Genomic DNA, 18065 nt, shown 5'->3' with positions numbered 1-18065 from the left:
TTCTTCTAGCGAGATATCGAGCTTAGAGACATAAAATGTGGTGACTAGGATTGCATCATGAAGATACTTAAAAGTGCTGTTTTGTCAGCAGTAGCAATAAGTTTAGCGGCCTGTAGTCATTATTCTCAGTCGTTAAATACAAGTAATAGCAAGGCTAATGTTAGTCAAATAAAGAAGGGTTCTGAAATGATTAATAGTGAAATACAGAGAAAGCACATTAAATTGGAAACTCATGACAATGTGCTCATTGCTCACTTAGATGGTGGTCCTTATCAGTTAATGGGACTAGATATGGCTGAAGAGTTATCTGAACTATTAGATGACCTTGAAAAAAAGCATACCTCTGTTGAGGCAGTAATTTTTACTGGGGATCATCCAGATTATTTTATTGCCCATGCTGATGTCCGTTGGTTACAAGAAGGTGGAGCTAGTATTCCAAAGCTGGGGCTAAAAACTTCTTCTTTGGTTGCACGTACATCTAAAAGTATTCGAGGAGTTCCAGGCTTAGAGCAGTTAGCGGAACTTACCCCTTTAGATGGTGGTATGCAATTAGATAAATTGCATGAAACTTTTTTACGAATGAATAGAAGTGGTGTGATTTTTATCGCAGCATTAAATGGCTCTGCTCTGGGTTTGGGTAGCGAGTTTGCACAAGCCTGTGACATCAGAATTATGGCTGATGGCAATTATGTGATTGGCCAACCTGAAATCTTACTGGGTATTAATCCAGGTGGTGGAGGTACTCAGCGATTAACGAGATTAGTGGGAACTCATCGAGCGTTAATGATGATGCTTGAAGGAAAACCTGTATCTCCAAAAGTTGCGTTAGAAATTGGCTATGTAGATGAAGTCGTGCCTAAAGATCAGTTGATCGATAAAGCTTTAGAGCGAGCAATTTATTTGAGTAAACGTCCTAAAACAGCACGCGCTGCAATTAAGCGAGCAGCATATTTTGGTGGGTCGGAAACATTAGAAGAAGGTCTGCATAGAGAGCGAACTGAATTTATTCATATATCCCCAACAGAGACAGCACAAAAGCTCATGAAAGGCTATTTAGAGCAAACCGATCAACGTAAAAAATTACCTTTCTATGATGCTGAAGTATTTCAAGAGACTTTAAAGAGTGGCTCACTTCCATTAGCGTCTGAAGGAAATAAAAAATGAATAAAAATCAAGTAAATGTTTCTAAATATCAGGTCATTAAAGAAGATATTCGTTTTGATTCAGGTGAAACTTATTGTTCTGCATGGCTGTTTCTACCTAAAGGCGTAACCAAACCTCCTGTAGTTGTGCTTGGGCATGGTATCGGTGCAATCCGAGAAATGAGATTAGATGCTTTCGCAGAACGTTTTGCCCAAGCGGGTATTGCTGCTTTAGCCTTTACCTATCGATATCTTGGTGACAGTGGTGGTGAACCTCGTCAACTCATGTCTGTAAATCGCCAATTAGATGATTGGGAAGCAGCTTTAAAATTTGTAAAAAGCTATCCGTCGCTTGATGGTGAACGTGTAGGAATTTGGGGAAGTTCTTTCGGTGGAGGGCATGCAATTACTATTGCGAGCAGACATCCAGAACTTAAAGCCGCAATTGCACAGTGTCCGTTCACAGATGGTTTAGCTTCAGCATCTGCACTAGGCTTAAAAGATACCTTAAGAGTAATTCCAGTAGTAACCAAAGATTTATTTGCAAAACTATTTGGATTGCCGCCAGTCATGGTGCCAATTGCAGCTCCTCCGGGACAGCCCGCTCTTATGAACGCTCATGATGCGTTAGAGGGGTATCTAGCATTAATGCCAGAAGGCGTCGAATTCGTAAATTACTTAACCGCAAGAATTATTCCAGAAATTCTAAGATATCGACCTGGATTAGTCGCATCTAAAATCCAAAGCCCAATACTCTTTTGTGTAAGTGATACCGATACAGTTACACCAGCGGGCCAAACTTTAAAACTCGTTAAACATGCTCCACGTGGGGTCATTAAACGTTATGAAGCAGGGCATTTTGATTTTTATACAGGTGAGGCTTTTGAGCAATTGGTCAAAGATCAAACTCAATTCCTTAAGCAAAATTTCAACTAATTTGCACTGAATTTATCAAAATTTGTAAAGGAACTACTATGCAATTTACTATGCTTTCAAAATTAAGGGCAGAGGAAGCCCCAAATGCTCACTGCATTTCAGACTCAAATATTTCTTTAACCAATGTTGAGTTTCATAAAGCGATTCTTCGAGCAGCTGGCGCAATGGATCGCCAAGGTATTCGTGAAGGTGACGTTGTCGCACTTATGCTACCAAATCAAGTTGAATTTGTTGTTGCCATGTTTGCCGCATGGTATTTAGGAGCGGCTATAACTCCAATTAATCCTATGCTTACGCACAAAGAAGCAAATCATCAGTTAAAGGATTCAGGAGCAAAACTACTCATCAATTTAACAGGTGAGAAAATCGATAATAATGTCTCTTCAATAGCTGTAACTATGCTCAAGCATGGTGATGAGTTTCAACATGCTCCAGTTGTTAATCCTGAGGCATTGGCTTTATTAATATATACAAGTGGTACAACGGGTTTACCAAAAGGAGTCATGTTAGATCATTCTAATATCATAGCGATGACTGAAATGGGGCGTGAGGGATTACAAATATCAGAAAAAGACCACTGCCTTTTAATTTTGCCCTTATTTCATGTCAATGGAATTGTTGTGAGTATTCTTGTTCCTCTTGCTTCTGGTGGCCGTGTAACGATACGTCAAAGATTTGATATAGAAACTTTCTTTTCTGATATAGAGCAATTGCAACCGACTTATTTTTCAGCTGTGCCTACTATTTACGCAATGTTATATGCCTTGCCTAAAGAGGTTGTGCCAGACGTATCTAGTTTACGTTATGGCGTTTGTGGAGCAGCACCTACTTCAGCTGATTTACTCGTTAATTTTGAAAAGCGATATGGTTTTCCAATAGTAGAAGCATATGGCTTATCGGAAGGTACATGCGGCTCTACACTAAATCCAGTGAATGGTATCAGAAAAGCTGGAACGGTAGGACTGCCATTACCCGGTCAAAAAATAGCTATAGCTGATTTTAATGGAAGACATTTACCTGTAGGTGAAATCGGGGAAGTGTTGATTCAAGGTAAAAACGTTATGCGGGGTTATCTGAATAAACCAGAAGAAACAGCAAAAACGGTTGTAAATGGTTGGCTACACACAGGTGATATAGGTCGAATTGACGATGAGGGATATCTTTCAATCGTTGGGCGATTAAAAGAAATGATTATTCGCGGGGGCGAAAATATTTATCCAAAAGAAATTGAAGATACATTGCTTGAGGTATCCGAAGTTTTTGAAGCGGCTGTGATTGGTGTTTCTGATGAAAAATGGGGGGAAGTAGTTTGGGCGTTTATATCCCTTAAGCCTAATGCCGAATGTTCAATTGATCAAATAAATCAGTATTGTAAGCAGCATTTGACTCGTTATAAGCAACCAGAAAAAGTGATTGTTCTTCCGACTCTTCCCAAAAATGCAGTTGGTAAAATTGATAAACCTAAGCTTCGTGGGCTATATCAAGTTCAGGGAGCATAAAATGTCGAAATTACTAAATATCGTCATGCATCTAAAAAATGGGTTGTCTAAAAGATAACAAGCTAGAGTGAGGAATTATTATGCGAAACACTTCTTCTGACAGCCCATTATTTGATTACGACTGGGTAGTTATAGGTTCTGGTTTTGGTGGTAGCGTTTCTGCCTTACGCTTAGCTGAAAAAGACTATCGAGTTGCCGTATTAGAACGTGGAAAACGCTATAAAGATGAGGACTTGCCTAAATCGACTTGGCAACTCAGTAAATTTTTATGGGTACCTTCAATTGGATGGAAAGGAATCATGCGAATGAAGATTTTTCGCCATGTTTTTTTTCCTAGTCAATCTGCTGTTGGTGGTGGTAGTACGGTTTATGGTGGAGTTCTCTATCGGGCTAGACCAGAGTTCTTCAAAAATCCTCAGTGGAATCATCTTGGTGATGATTGGCAACAGGTTTTAACGCCATTTTACGATAAAGCCGAATATATGCTGGGCGTAGAGACAATTAAATTTGATTCTACAAATCAAAATATTGCAAAAGAAATGGCAGCTCATTTTGGTTGTAGTGATGGATTTAAGCGTGCACCAACAGGTATTTTCTTTGGGGAGCCAGACAAAAAAGTGCCTGATCCTTATTTTGGAGGTGAAGGTCCAGAGCGTACAGGATGTATTCGCTGTGGCGCATGTATGGTTGGTTGTCGAGTCGGAGCGGTAAACTCATTAAGTAAAAACTATTTATGGTTTGCTGAAAAGAAAGGTGTTCAAATTTTTCCAGAACATCAAGTTACTGATATTAAACCTTTAAATGCATCAGATGGAAGTGATGGCTATCGCGTTACAGTTCAAACAAAAGGGTTGTTCTTTACTAAAAAAATTACGTTTACGACTAAAGGTGTCGTGTTTGCAGGAGGCGCACTGGGAACCAATGAATTATTAGCCAATTGTAAATTGAATGGTTCACTACCCAATATCAGCAATAAATTGGGACAATTGGTGCGTACCAATAGTGAATCTGTGCTTAATGTAAGATTGCCCAAAGATCTAAAAACGTGGAATGACGTCACTGCAAGTAGCAGCGTACATATTGATCAAAACACACATATTGAGTTTTTGACCTATGGGCGACATGCGGACTTTATGAGTTTGATGTATACCGTTTTAGTGGGTAACGGAAATCGATTAACACGCCCACTCAAATGGTTGTGGCAAATTGTGCGGCATCCGGCACAATGGCTGAAAACAGTGTCACCTATTGGGTGGAGTCAGCACATGATTACGTTGTTGGTAATGCAATCTTTAGATAACTCAATCCAATTTTTACCTAAAAAGCGTTGGTTTGGTTCTGGATATACATTAATCACTAAGCAGAATAGTGATAAGCCAAATCCAACATACATTGATATTGCAAATCAGGCTGCACAGTGGGTAGCTGATTATACAGGTGGTGTTGCGCAGAGTAATATTTTAGAAGCAATAGCTGATATCCCGACGACAGCACATGTTTTAGGTGGGGCTGTCATTGGAAAAGATGCTGCTCACGGTGTGATTGATCATAATTTACAAATATTTGGATATAAAAACTTATTGGTTTGTGACGGATCAGCAATGCCAGCAAATCCTGGGGTAAATCCAGCTTTAACAATTACTGCTTTAGCTGAATATGCAATGTCTAAAGTAATAGAACCCTAGAGATATCCAACCTTTAAGTCTTGAACTGATAATCAGTAATTTTAAGGGCTGTTTTGTGTATCAACACGAAGCAGTCCTTTTTTATTTCATTTAATTTTTACAAGAAATTCAAGTAAATAATAGTTAGTACTAAAAAGATAGTGACAAAGGGAATTTATCAATATATAGTTAATATTAAATCGATACCTACTCTGTTTTTATCTTTTCTCTCTTTGAAAGATCACTCATAAAAACAGATGAATCAGATCAATGAATTAAATTTGAGGATCAGAGAAATGAATTTTTTATTAAATACAGTTGCTATGAGTTTGACGGCGATATCTATTTTTAGTGCTCCCTTAACTCAGGCCGAGACTGTGGAATCACTCTCTTTTAGCACCCCTTTTACTAAGGCGAATGAAGTGTCAAAAAACAGTGTTATCAATCAGCAAGCCGATCAAAATTCCCAACTAAATACAAATTGGACAAATGTCCCAACTCAATTTATTAGTGCAGGTGGCGTTAACTTCGCTTACCGAGAATATGGTCAACAAAACGGTGGAACGCCTGTCATTTTTTTAAACCATTTAGCTGCTGTACTAGATAACTGGGATCCACGAATTATTGATGGAATTGCGGCTAAACATCATGTTGTTGTGTTTGATAATCGCGGCGTTGGTGCTTCGACTGGTGAACCAGCAAAGTCAATTGAACAAATGGCAGATGATGCGATTACTTTCATTCAAGCAAAAGGCTTTAAGCAGGTTGATTTATTCGGCTTCTCGATGGGCGGCATGATTTCACAAGAGATTGTGCTAAAACAGCCGAATTTGGTTAGAAAAATGATTTTATCGGGAACTGGCCCTGCGGGCGGTACTGGAATTAGTACAGTCGGGCGAGTTTCTAATTGGGATTTAGTTCGTGGAATGGTGACTGGTCAAGACCCTAAGGTTTATCTTTTCTTCACTCGTACAGAAAATGGTAAAGCTTCTGCAAAAGCCTTTATTCAACGTATTAATGAACGTACTGAAAACCGAGATAAAGAAATTACCATTTCTGCCTATCGTGCCCAGCTTAAAGCATTAAAAAAATGGGGAAGTAAAAAACCTGCTGACCTTTCTGTGATTCAACAACCTGTTCTTGTTGCCAATGGTGATCATGACCGAATGGTGCCAACAGTAAATACTTATGATTTAGCAAAGCGTTTACCGAATAGTTCACTTGTAATCTATCCAGATGCAGGCCACGGGGGAATATTTCAGTTTAATGAAGATTTTGTAAAACAATCACTTACATTCTTAGCTAAATAAGAACTTAAATTTAGGACTATGACCATGACAACAATTACACACCAAACAGCCGAGACCCAATTCATTGAAGTAGATGGAGCAAATTTTGCCTATCGTCGATGGGGTAGTGCAAATACAGAACAACCACCGCTATTTTTTCTTCAGCATTTCCGAGGTGGTTTAGACAATTGGGATCCACTGATTACTGATGGTTTAGCGCAAGGGCGTGAAGTCATTTTGTTTAACGGTCGCGGCATTGCTTCATCTACTGGCCAGCCCCGTACTCGCATTGAAGATATGGCAGACGACGCGGCAGCAGTTATTCGTGCACTAGGCTTAAAGCAGGTTGACCTATTAGGCTTTTCACTGGGCGGGTTTCAGGCACAAGATTTAGTACGTCGCCATCCTGAACTCGTCAGAAAATTGATGCTTTTAGGTACGGGACCAAGAGGTGGAAAACCACGTGGAGATGATCCAGAAGTTGCCGCTTTGGTATTGAAGCATGCAACAACTGCTGTGCCTTCTGAAGAAAACTTCCTCTTTTTATTTTTTGGCCGATCTGAAGCTGCTATTCAGGCGGGTCATGAATTTTGGCAACGTCGCCATGAGCGTAAAAACCAAGATCCAGCAAGCTCAGTTGAAGTCATGCAGGCACAGATAGAAGCCAATATGCATTTTTTACCTAAACTTGATGAACAAGATCCTTTTGCACATTTACGTGAGATTAAACAACCTACTTTCATTTTAAATGGTGTCGATGATGTGATGATTCCGACCATCAATGCATATCACATGGCACTTAACATTCCAAACGCTCAGCTATTTATTTATCCCGATGCAGGACATGGTGCCCAATTTCAGTACCCTGAACGCTTCGTAAAACATGCAATACAGTTTTTAGATGAATAATGTCCATGAGTCCGGTCCATTCAATTTGATGAATTAAGAAGATAAAAATGATGAAATTTAAATTATTGCTGTGGATGCTGACCAAGCTCATGCAGCGTGCTGTAAAAAAGAACCCGAAATGCGCAGCTTATGTGAAAGATAAAAATGTCATCTTTCAGATTCAAACAGCAAGTGGTGAAGGCCGCTATTTCGAAGTAAAAAACGGCAAGATTAACTCTTATTCAGGGCTAACCAAGTCACCAAGTTTTACCTTTACGTTTAAAACGGGTAGCAAGGGCTTCGCCGTGTTGTCAGCGAAAGACAGTGTAAACACTTTTTTAACTGCACTTAAAACACAAGACCTTGTCATTACCGGAAATTTTGTGGATGTGATGTGGTTTCAAAGTTTAGTGGACTTTATTCAACCCCATTCAAAACCCTCTTTAACTGTGTGAGATAAGCCATGACTCATCTGCAATTAAAAACGAATCTTTTGAATCAGCCTTTAACTTTACCGAATGGTGTCATCATTCCAAACCGGTTAGCGAAGGCCGCAACCAGTGAAACTTTAGCCAGCTATTCAAATAATCCAAACGAAAAACATGTTCGGCTATATCAGCGTTGGGCCGCATCAGGGATTGGGATGATCATAACTGGCAACATTATGATTGACCGCAAAGCCTTAGGTGAGGCCGGCAATGTGGTGGTTGAGGATGAGCGTGATTTTGCAATTTTACAGAAATGGGCAAAAACCGTGACCGAACAAGGTTCTCAATTGTGGGCACAGTTAAATCATCCGGGAAAACAATCACCGAAAGGATTAAATGTACGGAACATTTCTGCATCGGCAGTGCCATTTGGTGCAGAAATGCAGTCTTTATTTGCAACACCTGATGAAGCAACACACGAAGAGATTTTAGAAATTATTCAGCGTTTTGGTCGTAGCGCTGCGATATGTAAAAAGGCTGGATTTAGTGGAGTTGAGATTCACGCTGCGCATGGTTATCTGATTAACCAGTTTTTGTCACCTTTGCACAATTTAAGAAATGATGAGTGGGGTGGTACACCAGAAAAACGTCGCCGTTTCTTAATGGAAGTTTATACAGAGATCAGAAAACAAGTCGGTAAAGAGTTTCCTATCGCGATTAAGCTTAACTCGGCAGACTTTCAAAAAGGTGGGTTTACCGAGCAAGACTCTTTAGAAACCATTCAGGCATTAGCGAATGCAGGCATTGACCTCATTGAAATATCGGGTGGTACCTACGAATCTGGAGTAGCCAAAGCTCCACAAAAAGCATCGACAATTGCACGCGAAGCTTTCTTTATTGATTTCGCAGAAAAAGTGAGAACACTTGTTAAAACGCCGTTGATGGTAACAGGTGGATTCCGAACTGTAGAAGGTATGGATCAAGCTTTGCAGTCCCATGCATGTGATGTCATTGGAATTGCAAGACTTATGGCAATTGAACCTGATGTACCCAAATCTTTACTGGCAGGAAAAAATGGTTTTCAGTCAGTGCAACCCATCAAAACTGGCATCAAAAAAATTGATAGTCTGGGGATTATGGAAGTACTTTGGTATACCCAACAACTCAAACGGATTGGTAAAGGTAAAGAGCCGAAACCTAAAGAAAGTGGCTTATGGGCATTTATTAAAACAGTTTTACTCAGTGGTTGGGGAACTTATGCCACCCAACGTAGCCGGGCAAAATAACCCATTTACTTTACATCAGGCCAATAAAAAGCACTCCAATTGAGTGCTTTTATATTTAAATCATTCATTACTTTTGACTGATCGGGCGAGTACCAATTTCGGCTCCCGTCACTTGGTCAATTACAATAGGTTTGATTTCAGTGCCTTGTTCTGCATCAATGAAAGTTACCATTTTTTCAGGTTGCTCAAAGGGTTTATATTTTCGACCCCATGCACCAATCACAAATAAAGCTGGTAAAAAATCTTTACCTGCTTGAGTTAATACATACTCTTCACGTGGTGGGTGTTCAGAATATTGTCTTTTTTCGAGTAAGCCTTCTTCGACTAAAACAGATAACCGTTTTGTTAGCATGGTTGGTGCAATGCCTAAGCTTTTACGAAACTGATCAAAACGTGTAAAACCTGCATGAGCATCTCGTAATATCAACATGCTCCACGCATCACCTAGTACAGAAAGGCTTCTGGCGATTGGGCAGACTTCTAGATTGCTATTTTTACTCATATCGAATTAATAAACTCAATAGTAACTACTAAAACAATACTAACACAAAGTAGCGAATTAAGCGAGTTTGAATGCTAGATATACAATAATAACTCTATGTCCCGAGTCAATTTTGAACTATGTCTGTACTAGGCTGACTTTCTAATAACTTGGATAAATTATTTTCAAGCCAAGTAGTTAAATCAAAAAGTCGTTCGGAAGCCTCGCGTCCAAAGTCAGTTAATTGATAATCTACACGAGGTGGTATTTCTGCATAATCCTGACGTACGATAAAACCATCGTGCTCAAGCGTTTTTAAGGTTTGTGCCAACATCTTTTCACTAATGCCATCAATAATTTTCTTTAACTCATTAAAACGCAGACGTTGATCTCGAAGTGCAACTAAAATCAAGACACTCCAACGGCTCGTGAGAGTTAATAAAATTTTTCGAGAGGGACAATCTGCTGCAAAAACGTATCCTTTCATCGCGTACCACCTTCATTACAAAAGTTTACATTTGTTTCTAAACTTACTTTTAGGTAAGTACTTACTTTTAGTAAGTTAAGGTACTACGATGATTGGAATATATCAACTACATCAGATGGAGATCATCATGCGTATTGCAGTTACTGGTGCATCAGGTCAACTCGGCCAATTGGTTATTTCTCAATTACTCGAACGGACTGACGCAAAAAATATTGTCGCATTAGTTCGCAATCCAGAAAAAGCATCAGATTTAAGCTCAAAAGGGATCGAAGTGCGTACTTTTGATTATGGTCATGACGCAGATAAACTTTCGGTTCAATTGGCTGGTATTGATAAGCTTTTATTAATCTCATCGAGTGAAGTGGGTCAACGTACAGTACAACACCAAAATGTGATTAATGCGGCAAAACTTGCAGACGTAAAATTTATTGTTTACACGAGTTTATTAAACGCAGATACAACGCCGCTTCTATTAGCACAAGAACATGTTGAAACTGAACAATATTTAAAAAAATCGGATATCCCATATACGCTATTACGTAATAACTGGTACAGCGAAAACTATGCAATGGGGCTTGCACAAGCAGTTGAGCATGGCAAAATTTTTGGGGCAACGCATCACGGCAAAATTGCTTCTGCTTCGCGCTTAGACTATGCGACTGCTGCCGCTGTGGTATTAACGCAAGACGGGCATGAAAATAAAGTTTATGAACTAGCGGGTGATACGAGTTATACCCTTGATGATGTCGCAAAATGGGCAAGTGAAATTAGTAAAAAAGAAGTCATTTACCAAGACCTACCAGAAGAGGAATATAAAGCGCTCTTGGTACAATTGGGCATACCAGAAGGGTTTGCTGGCATCTTGGCAGATTCAGATGAAGGTGTATCTAAAGGCGGCTTATATAGTGATAGCAAAGATCTGCACCAGTTAATTGGTCGTGCCACTACAAGTATGCAAGAGACGATTAAAGAATTCTTATCTTAAGTTAACGCTATAGTTCTTATCTAAAAGCAAAAAGGCTTAAATTGTTCGGATTTAGGCCTTTTGTATATTTTAATAAATAGGTTTCCCATCATTAATATGCAAAGTAAGTTGACCCGATCAGATTTTTTCCTGATGTATAGTGCAACTTTATTTGAGATGTAGACTTTACTGAAATGTATAATTAAATGAAAACAATAAATTAATAGCTAAAAAGTTATAAAATGAGTGTGAAATATATTGTTAATCGTTAAAAGAAAACTAGGTAAAAGATATGTCTTTATTTGAAGAATGTAAAAATGCACTCAAAAATGATTTTCAAATTATTAGTGATATAGACGTAGACGTTGTTTATAAGAAGTTGAATATGTATCCTATAAAACAAAACTATATTTTATGGAAAAATATAGATTTTAAAGATTTTGATGATATGGACGAGTTGTTAGAAAGCATGCAAACAATTCAGGATGAAAATGTCTATGTTGTTGCAGATGATCAGAATATTCCAGTCTTTACTTCTAAGCTGACATCAATAGTCGAAAATATATACGATGTTATGGCTCTATGTCCTAAAGTCTTTATTTTTAATGAAACTATCCTATTAGAACCACTTTTTCCAACTTACACCGTTAGAGTGGCTTTTAATCCTAACTTAAATAAACCTCATATTTAAGGTTTTTCTTAATTGTGTAATTAAAAGAAAAATTAATCCTGCCAATAAGGTGTTTCACCGTAGACTTCAGCAAAATAATCAATAATTACCCGAATGTTTAAGGGCGGATGACGCACATTAGGATAAATTGCTGCGATGTGCTGTGGTTGAGGTTTAATAGATGCTTCATATTGAGGTAAAAGTTTTATTAATTTGCCGTGCTTTAATGCCTCACCAATGAGCCAGTCAGGAAATAAAACAATTCCCATACCATTGAGTGCAGCCGTCATTAAGCTCTCAGCATTATTTGAAGCAAGTAAAGGCACAATTGGATAATGTACCCATTCCTCATTTGGCTTTCTAATTAACCAGCGGTTAGGTCCTTCAAACCCTTTATAGACTAAACATTTATGGTCATTGAGTACCTTGGGATGATCAAGCGCGCCGTATTTAGCAATGTAAGCAGGAGAGGCCGCCAAATGATATTTTTGTGTGCCAAAAATACGCGCATGAAACGATGAATCTGTGAGGGTTCCGATACGAAATATTAAATCAGTACTGTCTCGAAGAGGGTCTATAAATTCGTCTGTCTGAATCAGTTCTATTAAAAGTCTTGGATAACGTTCTGATAAACCTGCTAACCACGGCGCAATATGTCTTTGACCAAAAAATACGGGTGCATTAATTCTAACCAGCCCAGAGGGCTCTACAGTTTTATCCTGCAACGCCTTTTGAGCTTCATCAAATTGCTCTGTAATTCTTTTGGCATATTCAAAAAACAATTTACCTGATTCGGTCGGTGTGATTGCTCGTGTATTTCGATAAAAAAGTTGCTGCCCCAACGCATCTTCTAACTGTTGAATAGTCCGAGAAATCATTGATGCCGAGACATCTTCTTTTCTCGCCACAACAGAGAAGTTTTGAGCTTTATATACACTGATAAAAAAGCGAAGGGTACGAATATCAATCGAATTTGATAAATTCATCTGTGCAGTTTCTGCAAAAGTGATTCATGGATTATGCTGTTTTTCTGCTGAATTGGCTACTCTATGATTCGTTGCCTAAATACCATGAGGCAATGTTCATGCAAATTCTATTACTGTTTCTAACCATTTTAGGTGGGATGGGGCTATCGGTAGAAGCAGGTCTTTTAGGGCCATTAGGTACGCAAGTTGGAGAATTGTGGGCCACTTTTAGTATTTTTGGTGTAGGGGCCGCACTTACCTTTCTACTTATGTTGTTTTGTAGTCCTCGCAATAGTCCCTCATTTTTTACTCTTCCATCATGGCAGTTATTGGGTGGGGTAATTGGCCCGATCTACGTCATTATTCTCACCATTACAGCGCCGATTATTGGTATTGCCATGACCATGATTGGGATTTTGGCTGGTCAAGTTTTTAAGAGCCTGATTATTGATCATTATGGGTTACTCGGAACCCCGCATAGAAAAGTAGATCGAAAACGTGTGCTTGCGCTTGTTTTTATTGTGGTTGCACTTTCATTAGTCGCAAAAGCATAAGGGGGAAATATGACTATATTTATGATTTTATTGGCAGTCATCGGCGGTGCTTTACTCAGTGTACAAGCGGCAATTAATGGACAGCTTGGCAGTAAAGTTGGCGTATTCCGTAGTGCATTTTTAACGTTTTCTGTAGGCGCTTTAATTACCGCATTACTGATTTTTTATTTTGAACCCAAGCAAACTTTAACCCTATTAGATGTACCTAAATGGCAATTACTGGGTGCAATGTGTGGCGTTCCCTATATTGTGATTATGGTCTTAGCAGTACAGAGAATTGGGGCGGCTGTTGCAACTGTTGCGGTTATTTTTGGGCAACTTCTCATGAGTATGTTAATTGATAATTTTGGTTGGTTTGGCAATGAAATTCTGCCTTTTTCAACTTATAGATTGGGCGCGCTCATTTGTTTAGCGATTGCGCTTTATTTTATATATTCAAGTAGTAAAACGACTCAAATTGAACCTAACAGTTAACATGTTTATAAAACAGGAGGGTTTTATTAAGTTAATATTTAAGGCTTTTCTTAATTGTGTAATTAAATGAAAAACAATAATTAATTAAATAATTTCTAGTCAATTTCGCATTGACACCTTAATTTTTGAAGATTACCATTTGCGGGCTGGCCTACATTGCCAGACGGTTTTGACGGACCGTTATTTCAACCACATCAGGATTATTTCTTCTGAGGAAGAGTCTTGTGTGCACACCTCGTTCCCTCCCGTAGCGGTAGGACGGGAGTGGGACACTTTCGAGTGTGCTGGAGTTGAAACCAGTCCGTCAACCCGCTTCCGTTCTGCCACCATAATTTATAATGTTTCGGCAGAACTCCCAAAAGAAGGAGTTGGCCCATGCACATTCATAAATTATTGGCAGTCACTGTCAAAATCTATCTCGACACAACTTAAATCAATTTAAAGCAGTTTGATGAGCTATAGGCTTATCGGACTTTAATTCGTTACGTCTAAAACTTAGCAACAATAAAACTTGAGATGTGCCAAGCACAGTCTTTACGGCTTTGCTGTGCCTTTTTTTCTCCCAGAGAAGGCACAGGCTTTTTTTATCTCTTTTGAAACAACAAGAATTTATAACGGTAAAACTATGCCAACTTTAGAAACATCTTCCAAAAAATTACACGTTATTCATACCGCAATAGAGCTGTTCAATCTCTATGGATTTCACAATACGAGCGTGGACTTAATTGCCAAAGAATCCAAAATTCCTAAAGCCACTTTTTACAACTACTTTCACTCAAAAGAGCAGCTTATTGAAAGGTGTGTATCTTTTCAAAAAAGCCGCCTGAAAGAAGAAGTGCTGGCAATTATTTACTCAAGCCGTTACCGAACCTCAAGCGATAAACTCAAAGAGATTATTGCTTTACATGTCAATTTTAATAGTCTGTACTATCTATTACTTAAAGCTATTTTTGAAATTAAAAAGATTTACTCTCAGGCCTACCAAATGGCAATTGAGTATAGAAAATGGTTGCTTCGAGAACTTTTTGATCTGGTTTTTAGTTTAGAAAACTGCCCACTAAAACCCGATGCCAATATGGTTTTAAACTTAATTGATGGTTTGATGTTCCAGATTTTAAGCTCAAATCGTTTGGATGAAAGGGATGTGGTGGTGGAGAGGTTTTTTGGTGGGGAGTGTTATTAGAAGTGTACAGAGGGGACGGCTGTACAGTCGGGTATGTGTTAGCAGGGATCAGTTAAAACTAATAAAATATTTCTTAAAGGTTTTAGTAAATTTTCTAAAACTTTTAAAAACATTAGTCTAAAACTTATCCTTAAAATACTTAAATGTTTTTAGAATAATATGCAAAATATGGAATAATAGTTTTAAGTTTTATCAGTAAGTGCTGACTGATTTTTAAGTAAAAGCTTTTAATTTTTTATAAGTAAGTACTTACTTACGTACTTGAGTAAAGTTATATGTCTGAATCAAACGATACGCATCGTATGACTCCTGAGCAATTGCGACATGCTGGAAATTTATTGTATGGCCAGAGTTGGCAGACTGACTTTGCACGAGCGATAGATATTGATCCGAGAAGAGTTAGACAGTGGTTGGCAGGAGATAGACCAATTCCATTAAACCTCTGGGAAGATGTCGTCAAACTACTACAAGAAAACAGTAAGGATACTGCTGCTTTAGCTCATGAATTGAAAAGAAATTTCTTATTATTTGAAAAATCTCACTCTGGATAAAATAAAAATTGTCTTGACTTGTTCCTAAATAGAGGTACATTTTGGTTGGTGAAAAGTAAAACTCCTTACTTAATTAGGAGTTATATCAACAAGGTGATCTTATGAATATCTCAACAATTATTAACGATAAAAAAATATTAATTATTAATTATCAATCTATTAATGTTCTAACAACTGAAATGTTAGCTGAATTATATCGAATAGATAAAGAAACTATTCGTCGAAATTTTTTAGAGAAAAGTTCAGGCTTTGTTGAGGGAATACATTATCTGAAAGTTGAAGGTGATGATCTACAGAAATTTAAAGAAAGTAATAAAGAACTAGATTTAATATGTGACAATTCTACTAGGTTAATTCTGTGGACTAAAAGAGGCGCTACACGTCACGCTCAAATTTTAGATACCGATGAGATATGGGATACCCATGATATAGTTTCAGAAAAATATTTTGATAAAAATACAACCTTAAATATTGGCCCACATTATTTACTAACATTAGAAGGTGCCAAAGCTGCACTAGATTTCACACGTAATTTTGCTGCTCAGGTTTTCACGGGATCAATTAGTTTTGTTTTTACTGTCAGAACTATTGAAACTGGTAAGTGGTCATTAGGTATATTAAGCGTATTAGTTTGGATCATATTTCTATATATTGTAATTGCAAATTTCGCTAATTTTCTTTCTCCTATTTTAAAAAACCTTCAAGACCAATTAGCTTCTATAGATGGCTATGTAACTAAAAAAGAAAGTAAGAATATGACATTTCTACAATCGGTGAGTACATTGTTTAAAAATATCTTGCTTGTAGGAATACATAAACCTAAGATTTTCTTAGAATTAATTATAATATTTATAATTATTGAAATACCACCTACTATCGTTATATTTTCAGCTGGATATTCAGCCGAAAAAATATATGATTTTTTCTTTTAAAATGAGAATTTAAATATTCTTCAATACCGGGACCGGGTAAATGCTAATGTTGCGTTATAGTGATCGAATTCTAAGGAAATTGCACTATTGTTATTAAATAAAGCTAAAAAGTTGTGAACTTTTCTATTACGAATTGCTTAAAATATATACAGAAACCTCGCTAAAATGAGTTGGAACGCTACAAACGCGAATGATACTTTAAGTTTCACTCTTCCCAATAAGTGAGGTGAGCAATGAAATTGTTAGCTTTGTTCAGTATGGGAGTTGCAGCGAGTTATTGTTATAAAACTATAAAAAATAGCGAGCAAGCTCTTCTGAAACCAACTTTTGATGAAATAGTAAAAAACTTTGTATTAGCAGAATTTAACGCCTAATACATACCGTTAATTTTAAATAAATAAAAGCTCATCGGAAGGTGAGCTTTTTTGTTTTATAGATTTCAAATTTTCTTTTAATAATAAAAAACACTCTAATGCACTTGTTTATTTAGTTGTTCTAAACTAACAATGCAGTAAAACAGGAGTGTTAAAGTATGAAATCAATAAGTGAGTACATTCCTAATGAGGAGCAAGAAGAGGAATCGTTGATTACTGCAAAAATTGATTCAGAAATTGGAAAATTAAGGAAAAGAAGGGATGAGCATTTACTATCCTATATTGATGAGGAGAAAAATATTAAGTATAAAATTCAAATAGAAAGTTCAATCAAGAGTTGATATTCGATTTTTATCGAACTGTATGATGATATTTGATTAATAAAGCTTATCTACCCTAACCAATACGACTAAAAATTCCTGACTGTTTACAGTAAATAAAGCTCCGCAAAGTATTCTTATTTTGGGGGGATTTTTTCTATATGTGTTAAGCTGATCTTCATAAATTTATGGATTATTACAATGTTCATTTGTATTGGCGGTGATTTAGATGGTGAAGTTGTATATGACCGTGAAGGTACTTACTTTGAAGCCAGTGAAATAGATGCAAGTAAACAATCAACATACAACCGCCAGAGTTACTTAGTGGGCGAAAATATATATCGTTTTTGGCTTTGTGCAGAATTATCTTATTTTGAAATTACAAAAATAGCGAATGATCACTTGGCGCAAAAACATCCCTATCTTTCATAATTCACATATTAAAAAATAAGCCCGCCAATTATGGTGGGCCTAACCTATCTAGGCGGAGTCGGCTAAATACGAGTTAAGTAAAAACAATTAAAAAAGCCCCTCATATCTGAGAGACTAGTCATATCAATTTTCTGGAATGAATGGCTGTAATTTCTTAAATAACTAAACAAATCAAATTGATAAAAGTAGTTAATAGTATAATAAATTAGTGCACTAATTTATTCTTTATAGTAGCAGAGCCTCAAAACAACATCCAAGGCACTGTTAATAAGAAATTATTTGTTATTAGGATCAGGTTGTTCATTATTCTCAGGCAGATCTTTTACTGTGCCTGGAACTTCTGAAGGTTGAGTTTCAGTAGGTGGTGTTGCAGGATGCTTATTCATTTGAGATTTGATGATATTAGCGTGGTTAGTTGTATTTTGAGAAAAACTTTTAAAACCTGACATTTTTATCTTCTTATCTTCATTAGGGAGAGTTGATAGTACACTTTAAAGGCTTTTACATTGCGGTAGTTTTAAGACTCATGTGTGTTGATTTGTCCAA

General features: G+C 37.4%; 22 protein-coding genes. 18 read left to right on the top strand and 4 right to left on the bottom strand.

The genetic code is table 11. The annotated features are described in order from the left end of the window. The first annotated feature begins 57 nt into the window (after positions 1-57). From F886_RS12320 to F886_RS12285, 8 genes are all read left to right on the top strand, one after another. A complete protein-coding gene (locus F886_RS12320) occupies positions 58-1164 on the top strand; it encodes an enoyl-CoA hydratase/isomerase family protein (RefSeq protein WP_005305698.1) in 1107 nt (368 codons plus the stop codon). Further along, positions 1161-2078, top strand: a complete 918-nt coding sequence (locus F886_RS12315) for an alpha/beta hydrolase (RefSeq protein ID WP_005305695.1) — start codon at positions 1161-1163, stop codon at positions 2076-2078. The genes F886_RS12320 and F886_RS12315 overlap by 4 nt, the downstream gene beginning before the upstream one ends. A gap of 38 nt (positions 2079-2116) precedes the next feature. After that, on the top strand, positions 2117-3577 hold the full coding sequence (locus F886_RS12310) for a class I adenylate-forming enzyme family protein (RefSeq protein ID WP_005305692.1): 1461 nt from the start codon (positions 2117-2119) through the stop codon (positions 3575-3577). An 80-nt stretch (positions 3578-3657) separates the two neighbouring features. Next, positions 3658-5262 (top strand): GMC oxidoreductase, encoded by a 1605-nt coding sequence (locus F886_RS12305; protein ID WP_005305689.1) that lies wholly within the window; start codon positions 3658-3660, stop codon positions 5260-5262. 275 nt (positions 5263-5537) lie between these two features. Continuing rightward, positions 5538-6551 carry an alpha/beta fold hydrolase gene (locus F886_RS12300; protein WP_005305687.1) on the top strand — a complete coding sequence of 338 codons (1014 nt, stop codon included), beginning with the start codon at positions 5538-5540 and terminating at the stop codon, positions 6549-6551. A gap of 24 nt (positions 6552-6575) precedes the next feature. Then, on the top strand, positions 6576-7439 hold the full coding sequence (locus F886_RS12295; protein WP_005305683.1) for an alpha/beta fold hydrolase: 864 nt from the start codon (positions 6576-6578) through the stop codon (positions 7437-7439). Between the two features lie 47 nt (positions 7440-7486). After that, positions 7487-7873, top strand: a complete 387-nt coding sequence (locus F886_RS12290) for a hypothetical protein (protein ID WP_004642957.1) — start codon at positions 7487-7489, stop codon at positions 7871-7873. Between the two features lie 8 nt (positions 7874-7881). Then, a complete protein-coding gene (locus F886_RS12285) occupies positions 7882-9132 on the top strand; it encodes an NADH:flavin oxidoreductase/NADH oxidase family protein (protein WP_005305681.1) in 1251 nt (416 codons plus the stop codon). A gap of 67 nt (positions 9133-9199) precedes the next feature. Here F886_RS12285 and F886_RS12280 read toward each other — a convergent pair whose 3' ends face one another. Continuing rightward, positions 9200-9634: a winged helix-turn-helix transcriptional regulator gene (locus F886_RS12280; protein WP_005305679.1), complete on the bottom strand. Its 435-nt coding sequence runs from the start codon at positions 9632-9634 to the stop codon at positions 9200-9202. Positions 9635-9740: 106 nt separating this feature from the next. Next, on the bottom strand, positions 9741-10100 hold the full coding sequence (locus F886_RS12275) for a winged helix-turn-helix transcriptional regulator (protein ID WP_005305677.1): 360 nt from the start codon (positions 10098-10100) through the stop codon (positions 9741-9743). A 127-nt stretch (positions 10101-10227) separates the two neighbouring features. Here F886_RS12275 and F886_RS12270 point away from each other — a divergent pair, with 127 nt between their 5' ends. Continuing rightward, positions 10228-11085 carry an SDR family oxidoreductase gene (locus F886_RS12270; protein ID WP_005305675.1) on the top strand — a complete coding sequence of 286 codons (858 nt, stop codon included), beginning with the start codon at positions 10228-10230 and terminating at the stop codon, positions 11083-11085. 271 nt (positions 11086-11356) lie between these two features. Further along, positions 11357-11755, top strand: a complete 399-nt coding sequence (locus F886_RS12265; RefSeq protein WP_005305672.1) for a CDI toxin immunity protein — start codon at positions 11357-11359, stop codon at positions 11753-11755. Positions 11756-11787: 32 nt separating this feature from the next. On the opposite strand, the gene F886_RS12260 is transcribed toward F886_RS12265, so the two are convergent. Beyond that, positions 11788-12720, bottom strand: coding sequence for a LysR family transcriptional regulator (locus tag F886_RS12260; protein ID WP_005305669.1), 933 nt, complete (start codon positions 12718-12720; stop codon positions 11788-11790). 98 nt (positions 12721-12818) lie between these two features. Here F886_RS12260 and F886_RS12255 point away from each other — a divergent pair, with 98 nt between their 5' ends. From F886_RS12255 to F886_RS12225, 8 genes are all read left to right on the top strand, one after another. Then, positions 12819-13253 (top strand): DMT family transporter, encoded by a 435-nt coding sequence (locus tag F886_RS12255; RefSeq protein ID WP_005305664.1) that lies wholly within the window; start codon positions 12819-12821, stop codon positions 13251-13253. 9 nt (positions 13254-13262) lie between these two features. Continuing rightward, positions 13263-13727, top strand: coding sequence for a DMT family transporter (locus F886_RS12250; protein WP_005305662.1), 465 nt, complete (start codon positions 13263-13265; stop codon positions 13725-13727). A gap of 625 nt (positions 13728-14352) precedes the next feature. Then, on the top strand, positions 14353-14910 hold the full coding sequence (locus F886_RS12245) for a TetR/AcrR family transcriptional regulator (RefSeq protein WP_005305659.1): 558 nt from the start codon (positions 14353-14355) through the stop codon (positions 14908-14910). A gap of 275 nt (positions 14911-15185) precedes the next feature. Beyond that, positions 15186-15461 carry a helix-turn-helix domain-containing protein gene (locus F886_RS12240; RefSeq protein ID WP_005305655.1) on the top strand — a complete coding sequence of 92 codons (276 nt, stop codon included), beginning with the start codon at positions 15186-15188 and terminating at the stop codon, positions 15459-15461. A gap of 101 nt (positions 15462-15562) precedes the next feature. Next, entirely contained in the window at positions 15563-16393 is an 831-nt protein-coding gene (locus F886_RS19510; RefSeq protein ID WP_005305653.1) for an ORF6N domain-containing protein, read from the top strand. Between the two features lie 233 nt (positions 16394-16626). Next, positions 16627-16767: a hypothetical protein gene (locus tag F886_RS19915; RefSeq protein WP_005305650.1), complete on the top strand. Its 141-nt coding sequence runs from the start codon at positions 16627-16629 to the stop codon at positions 16765-16767. A 158-nt stretch (positions 16768-16925) separates the two neighbouring features. Further along, on the top strand, positions 16926-17108 hold the full coding sequence (locus tag F886_RS12230; protein WP_005305647.1) for a hypothetical protein: 183 nt from the start codon (positions 16926-16928) through the stop codon (positions 17106-17108). Positions 17109-17288: 180 nt separating this feature from the next. Then, positions 17289-17519: a hypothetical protein gene (locus F886_RS12225; protein ID WP_005305644.1), complete on the top strand. Its 231-nt coding sequence runs from the start codon at positions 17289-17291 to the stop codon at positions 17517-17519. 275 nt (positions 17520-17794) lie between these two features. Here the strand turns inward: F886_RS12225 and F886_RS20375 are convergent, their stop codons facing one another. Beyond that, entirely contained in the window at positions 17795-17968 is a 174-nt protein-coding gene (locus F886_RS20375; RefSeq protein ID WP_005305641.1) for a hypothetical protein, read from the bottom strand. Between the last annotated feature and the right edge of the window lie 97 nt (positions 17969-18065).

This window comes from Acinetobacter sp. NIPH 542, assembly GCF_000369825.1.
In the GTDB taxonomy this organism is placed as follows: Bacteria; Pseudomonadota; Gammaproteobacteria; order Pseudomonadales; family Moraxellaceae; genus Acinetobacter; species Acinetobacter oleivorans.
The sequence above is the reverse complement of the archived record's forward strand: the minus strand, read 5'-3'. Positions and strand labels throughout refer to the sequence as shown.

Excerpts from the sequence above, each read along its gene's own strand:
- F886_RS12320 (WP_005305698.1), top strand. The coding sequence starts at position 58 with ATGAAGATACTTAAAAGTGCTGTTTTGTCAGCAGTAGCAATAAGTTTA.
- F886_RS12315 (WP_005305695.1), top strand. The coding sequence starts at position 1,161 with ATGAATAAAAATCAAGTAAATGTTTCTAAATATCAGGTCATTAAAGAA.
- F886_RS12310 (WP_005305692.1), top strand. The coding sequence starts at position 2,117 with ATGCAATTTACTATGCTTTCAAAATTAAGGGCAGAGGAAGCCCCAAAT.
- F886_RS12305 (WP_005305689.1), top strand. The coding sequence starts at position 3,658 with ATGCGAAACACTTCTTCTGACAGCCCATTATTTGATTACGACTGGGTA.
- F886_RS12300 (WP_005305687.1), top strand. The coding sequence starts at position 5,538 with ATGAATTTTTTATTAAATACAGTTGCTATGAGTTTGACGGCGATATCT.
- F886_RS12295 (WP_005305683.1), top strand. The coding sequence starts at position 6,576 with ATGACAACAATTACACACCAAACAGCCGAGACCCAATTCATTGAAGTA.
- F886_RS12290 (WP_004642957.1), top strand. The coding sequence starts at position 7,487 with ATGATGAAATTTAAATTATTGCTGTGGATGCTGACCAAGCTCATGCAG.
- F886_RS12285 (WP_005305681.1), top strand. The coding sequence starts at position 7,882 with ATGACTCATCTGCAATTAAAAACGAATCTTTTGAATCAGCCTTTAACT.
- F886_RS12280 (WP_005305679.1), bottom strand. The coding sequence starts at position 9,634 with ATGAGTAAAAATAGCAATCTAGAAGTCTGCCCAATCGCCAGAAGCCTT.
- F886_RS12275 (WP_005305677.1), bottom strand. The coding sequence starts at position 10,100 with ATGAAAGGATACGTTTTTGCAGCAGATTGTCCCTCTCGAAAAATTTTA.
- F886_RS12270 (WP_005305675.1), top strand. The coding sequence starts at position 10,228 with ATGCGTATTGCAGTTACTGGTGCATCAGGTCAACTCGGCCAATTGGTT.
- F886_RS12265 (WP_005305672.1), top strand. The coding sequence starts at position 11,357 with ATGTCTTTATTTGAAGAATGTAAAAATGCACTCAAAAATGATTTTCAA.
- F886_RS12260 (WP_005305669.1), bottom strand. The coding sequence starts at position 12,720 with ATGAATTTATCAAATTCGATTGATATTCGTACCCTTCGCTTTTTTATC.
- F886_RS12255 (WP_005305664.1), top strand. The coding sequence starts at position 12,819 with ATGCAAATTCTATTACTGTTTCTAACCATTTTAGGTGGGATGGGGCTA.
- F886_RS12250 (WP_005305662.1), top strand. The coding sequence starts at position 13,263 with ATGACTATATTTATGATTTTATTGGCAGTCATCGGCGGTGCTTTACTC.
- F886_RS12245 (WP_005305659.1), top strand. The coding sequence starts at position 14,353 with ATGCCAACTTTAGAAACATCTTCCAAAAAATTACACGTTATTCATACC.
- F886_RS12240 (WP_005305655.1), top strand. The coding sequence starts at position 15,186 with ATGTCTGAATCAAACGATACGCATCGTATGACTCCTGAGCAATTGCGA.
- F886_RS19510 (WP_005305653.1), top strand. The coding sequence starts at position 15,563 with ATGAATATCTCAACAATTATTAACGATAAAAAAATATTAATTATTAAT.
- F886_RS19915 (WP_005305650.1), top strand. The coding sequence starts at position 16,627 with ATGAAATTGTTAGCTTTGTTCAGTATGGGAGTTGCAGCGAGTTATTGT.
- F886_RS12230 (WP_005305647.1), top strand. The coding sequence starts at position 16,926 with ATGAAATCAATAAGTGAGTACATTCCTAATGAGGAGCAAGAAGAGGAA.
- F886_RS12225 (WP_005305644.1), top strand. The coding sequence starts at position 17,289 with ATGTTCATTTGTATTGGCGGTGATTTAGATGGTGAAGTTGTATATGAC.
- F886_RS20375 (WP_005305641.1), bottom strand. The coding sequence starts at position 17,968 with ATGTCAGGTTTTAAAAGTTTTTCTCAAAATACAACTAACCACGCTAAT.